General features: G+C 70.4%; 4 protein-coding genes and 1 pseudogene. 1 reads left to right on the forward strand and 4 read right to left on the reverse strand.

Annotation, left to right across the window (positions count from 1 at the left end):
- Positions 1–92: 92 nt before the first annotated feature.
- Positions 93–494, forward strand: a pseudogene (locus tag G3O00_RS40010) (MFS transporter); the annotation flags it as partial.
- Between the two features lie 6 nt (positions 495–500).
- Here the strand turns inward: G3O00_RS40010 and cobJ are convergent.
- The 4 genes from cobJ to cobG form a co-directional block, all read right to left on the reverse strand.
- Positions 501–2,237, reverse strand: coding sequence for a precorrin-3B C(17)-methyltransferase (gene cobJ / locus G3O00_RS40015; RefSeq protein ID WP_206146294.1), 1,737 nt, complete (start codon positions 2,235–2,237; stop codon positions 501–503).
- Complete coding sequence (locus G3O00_RS40020) at positions 2,234–2,968, reverse strand: precorrin-2 C(20)-methyltransferase (RefSeq protein WP_206146295.1); 735 nt, start codon at positions 2,966–2,968, stop codon at positions 2,234–2,236. Before G3O00_RS40020 ends, cobJ begins: the two co-directional genes overlap by 4 nt.
- Complete coding sequence (locus tag G3O00_RS40025) at positions 2,965–3,591, reverse strand: precorrin-8X methylmutase (RefSeq protein WP_174931461.1); 627 nt, start codon at positions 3,589–3,591, stop codon at positions 2,965–2,967. Before G3O00_RS40025 ends, G3O00_RS40020 begins: the two co-directional genes overlap by 4 nt.
- Positions 3,584–4,803 (reverse strand): precorrin-3B synthase (gene cobG / locus G3O00_RS40030; protein ID WP_241025558.1); only part of this gene is annotated, 1,220 nt, incomplete at its 5' end. The genes cobG and G3O00_RS40025, both read right to left, overlap by 8 nt.

Genomic DNA, 4,803 nt, shown 5'->3' on the forward strand with positions numbered 1-4,803 from the left:
TTTGATGTATATTTTGGTGTTGTGAGTGTGTTTTTTTTGAGGGAAACGGGGAACACCGAGATTTACAAATTATCTTACACTCGTTCCCTACACGAGGCTCTTCCGATCTGCCGGGGCTTGCCGCGGCCGCGCTCGCGATCGGCGGGGCGTTGCTGACGCTGTCCGACAACGTGCCGGCGATCCTGGCCGGCCTCGCGCTCAGCTCGACCGCCGTATTTGTCGAACAGGCGTCGGCCAACACGTTCATCTCGCAGGCGGCGTCGAGCGCGCGCTCGACGGCGATCGGCATCTACCTGTCCTGCTACTACTTCGGCGGCAGCCTCGGCTCGATCCTGCCGGTGCCCGGCTGGCATCGGTGGGGATGGGCCGGCTGCGTCGCGTTCGTGGTCGCGGCACAGGCCATCGTCGGCGTGCTCGTGTACCGGTTCTGGCACGCGGGCAGCGCAGCCGGCACCGCACAGGCCGACGCACGCACCGTCACGCCGACGCGCTGACCGGGTTCAGCGATACCAGCGCGGCGTATAGACCCACTCGCGTGCGTGGCCGATCGCGAAACGCCGCGTCGTCGACGAGCCGACGATCACCATCGTGCGCATGTCGACCTGGTCGCTGCGCAGCGCGCCGAGCGTCGTCGTCGTGAGCGTTGCGCCCGGCCGGCCGATGTCGCGGCCCAGCACGACCACCGTCTCGGCCGTGCGATGCGCGCGCACGACGTCGAGCGCGCGATCGAGCTGCCAAGGCCGCGCACGCGAGATCGGGTTGTAGAACGCCATCACGAGATCGGCCTGCGCCGCATGCCGCAGGCGTGTCTCGATCACGTCCCACGGCTTCAGGTTGTCCGACAGCGAGATCGCGCAGAAGTCGTGGCCGAGCGGCGCGCCGGCCTGCGCGGCCGTCGCGAGCGACGCCGAGATGCCGGGCTCCACGCGCAGGTCGACCGCAGCCCAGTGCGGATCGCGCGCTTCGTCGAGCGCTTCGAGCACGGCCGCGGCCATCGCGAACACGCCCGGGTCACCCGACGACACGACCGCGACGCGCCGGCCCTCGGCCGCGAGCTCGAACGCATGGCGCGCGCGCTGCATTTCCTCGCGATTGTCGGTGCCGTGCACGCGCTGGTCGCCACGGAACGGGCCGGCCATGTTCACGTAGGTCGTGTAGCCGAGGATGTCGGTCGCTTCCGCGAGCGCAGCGCGCGCGGCTGGCGTGAGCCACGCGGCACCGCCCGGGCCGAGGCCGAGCACCGTCAGGCGGCCGCGTGCACGGCCGAGCGTGGCGGGATCGACCGGATGCGACGCAACCGCGCATGCGATGCCGTTCGTCGTGGCGCGCAGCGTGTGCGCGACGCGCAACGCGCGGCCGAGCAGGACGGCGGCGTCGGTGGGTACGTCGCCGTTACTGTCGCTGACATCGACGTCGACATCGGCATCGATGAAGCGCAGCGGCACGTCGAGCGTTTGCGCCGCTTCTTCCAGCACGTCATCACCGATTGCCGATGCGGGTGCAACGATAGCCGCGAGCGCCAGCCGCGCGAGACCTTGCGCATCGAGCGTGGCGTCGATGCGTACAGCGAGCGCTTCATCGCCGTGGATAGCCTGCGCATCGACGCCCACCACCACGCTGCGCGGATGAATCACGAGCTCGTCGCGCGTACCGCGCCATGCATCGGGCGTCACGCGGATCGCATGCACGGCCGCGTCATCGCGCGGCAACGCGACGTCGTCGAGCCACGGCGCCGCGCCGTCGATGCGCGTCGACGCGCCCGCGAGCAGATCGGATACGAAGCGCTTGCCCTGCGCAAGATCGGCGAGCGCATAGCCTTCCGGCGGATTGAGCACGCACGCGCCGAAGCGCAGTTCGCCGCTCGTCGTGATCGCCGGAGCCACGCCGACGCATGCGGCGATTTCTCGCGCGATCACGTTGACGCCCGTCAGCCCGCCGAGCAGCGGCACGACCGCCGACCCGTCTTCCGCCACTGCGAGCACTGGCGGCTCGACGCCCTTGTCGGCGAGCGCGGGGGCGATGCAGCGGATCACGATGCCGGCCGCGCACAGCGCGACGATCGGCAGCCCGCGCGCATAGAGTTCACGCAGGTGCGCGCCGAGATCGTCGAACGCCACATCGGCCGCGACGCGCGATGCGAGACCATGCACGAGCGCACCCGGATAGCGCGCCTGGATGCGCCGCGCGGTATCGAGCGCGCCCGCGCCGAGAATCACGATGGCGGGCGGCGTCGTCATCCTTGCCATTTTTCCCCCGGCACGACGAGCAGCGAGAAATACGGCGACGCCATCGGATCGACTTCGTCGAGCGGCACGATGCGCTGGCTCGCCATCGTCGCGCGCTCCACATACAGCGCGCGCTTCGCGAGCCCCAGCTCGTCGAGCACGCGCCGCACCTTGTCGAAATTGCGGCCGAGCTTCATCACGACGGCCGCGTCGGCCCGCGCGAGCCGCTCGCGCAGTTCGTGCTCGGGCAGCACGCCCGACAGCACCGACAGGCTCTGGTTGCGATAGACGAGCGGCTGGCCGAGCACGGCCGTGCCGCCGAGCATCGCGCATACGCCGGGGATCACCTCGGTGTCGTAGCGCGGCGCAAGGCGGTCGTGCAGGTACATGTACGAGCCGTAGAAGAACGGGTCGCCTTCGCAGATCACCGCAACGTCGCGGCCGGCATCGAGGTGCGCGGCAACGATCTCGGCGGCCGTATCGTAGAAGTCGGCGATCACCGTCTCGTAGCACAGCGGCGGCGGCAGCGCCTCGGTGGTCACCGGATAGACGAGCGGCAGTTGCGTCTGCCCGTCCTGCAGGTGCGCTTCGACGATGCCGTACGCATTGCCTTTCTTGCCCTTCGCGACGAAATACGCGACCACGGGCGCGGCCTGCAGCACGCGCAGCGCCTTGATCGTCATCAGTTCAGGATCGCCGGGGCCGACGCCGACCCCGAACAGGCGTCCGCGCGCGATCGTCATTCGACCTCCGTCGCGAGCGCATTGACCGCAGCAGCCGCCATCGCACTGCCGCCACGCCGGCCGAGCACCGCCACGTACGGTACGCCGCGGCTGTCGGCGTCGAGCAATGCCTTCGATTCGGCCGCGCCGATGAAGCCGACCGGGAAACCGAGGATCAATGCGGGGCGCGGTGCACCGGCATCGATCATGTCGAGCAGGTGGAACAGCGCGGTCGGTGCATTGCCGATCACGACGACGCTGCCCGCGAGATGCGGACGCCACAGCTCGAGCGCGGCCGCCGAACGCGTGTTGCCCAGATGTCGCGCGAGATCGGGCACCTCGGGCTCGCCGAGCGTGCAGATCACGCGGTTGTCGGCCGGCAGCCGCGCGCGCGTGATGCCTTCGGCGACCATCCTCGCGTCGCACAGGATCGGCGCACCGGCGGCAAGAGCCGTGCGGCCCGCCGTGCCGGCACCGGCCGAGAAGCGCAGGTCGTAGACGACGTCGACCATCCCGCACGCATGGATCACGCGCACCGCGAGTTTCTCGAGGTCGGGCGGAACCTGCGACAGGTCGGCCTCGGCGCGGATCGTCGCGAACGACTGGCGGTAGATTTCCTGCCCGTCGCGAATGTAGTCAAGCATCGGTGGTGTCCTGGCTGTGCCGCGCGCCCGTCAGTCGGGCCGCGGCCTGGTCAATCGTCAGATGGCGCGCGAGCGGGGCGCCGAGGCCCGCAGCGGCGTCGCGCCGGTAAAGGTCGTAGTGCGCGGGCGCAACCGCGACGAGCGTGTGCGTCGCGGGATGCGGCAGCGCGCAGTGGCGTTCGCAGCCGGTCAGGTGCACGTCGACCGCATGGCCGATGCGGGCGGCGAGCGCGAGCGCATCGTGTTTGGTGTCGGCGCGCGCCTTCGCGCAGCCCGCGCTGCCGGTGCATGCAACGAGCGTCGCCAGCGGGTCGGACGACGCGCAGACGAGGCCGAGCGACGCGAGTGCGTCGAGCGTGGCCGGTGCGCGTTCGAGCGATACGCGATGCAGGAACACGCCTTGCCACGGTGTCATCGACAGCGTGCCGTCGCCGTCGGTTTCGGCCAGCATGGCGAGCCGTTCCAGTTGCGTGGCATCGAGCCGGCCGAGCACGCATTGCGCGCCGACGTTGCAGCGCGCTGCATCGAGCGACGGGCGCACGCCGAAACGCAGCGCCGCGTCGGCGCGCGTACGGCGCCAGCCGGTGAGCGCCGGATCGGCTGCAAGCGGGAAGGGTAAATAGCGCTGCGCGCGTTCGAGCAATGTGCGTTCGCCGCATGTTGCGAGCAGCGCGCGCATCCGCGTGACGTCGGCCGGAGCAAGATCGAGGAACGCGAGCAGCAGCGCGCGGACCAGTGCGACACCTTGATCGGGCGCGACATCGACCGAAGCGGGCGGGTAGTCGTGCGCGACCGGCGGGCAACCGGCCAGCCCGGCCGCGAGGCGCACCGCGCCGTCGCCGCGGCGCCAGGCGGCCAGCCAGATGTCGTGTGGATGGTCGAGCGCCGCAACCGATTCGCCGCCGTCGAGCTGGATCGAGAATTTCGGCGACAGCTCGCCGCGGCGTGGCTCGCGCGCCAGCATGTCGAAGAGCGGTGCGGCGAGTGCGCAGCTATCGAGGAGCGCGGCCGGATCGTGGCCGGCGAGCGGGCTGAGCATCAGGTTGCGGACGTCGTCGCTCGCGGCGAGCGCGGCTGCGTCGGCGGTGGCATTGGCGCTGCCGTCAATGCGGGGGCCGAGACCCGCGTCGAGCAACGCGCGCGTCAGCGCGTCGGCCGCGCCGTCGCGAATGCCGCGCAGTTGAAGATTCGCGCGATTGGTCGCGTCGATCG

Origin of the sequence: Burkholderia sp. Ac-20384, from assembly GCF_017104605.1 — a bacterium.
Classification (GTDB): Bacteria; Pseudomonadota; Gammaproteobacteria; order Burkholderiales; family Burkholderiaceae; genus Burkholderia; species Burkholderia lata.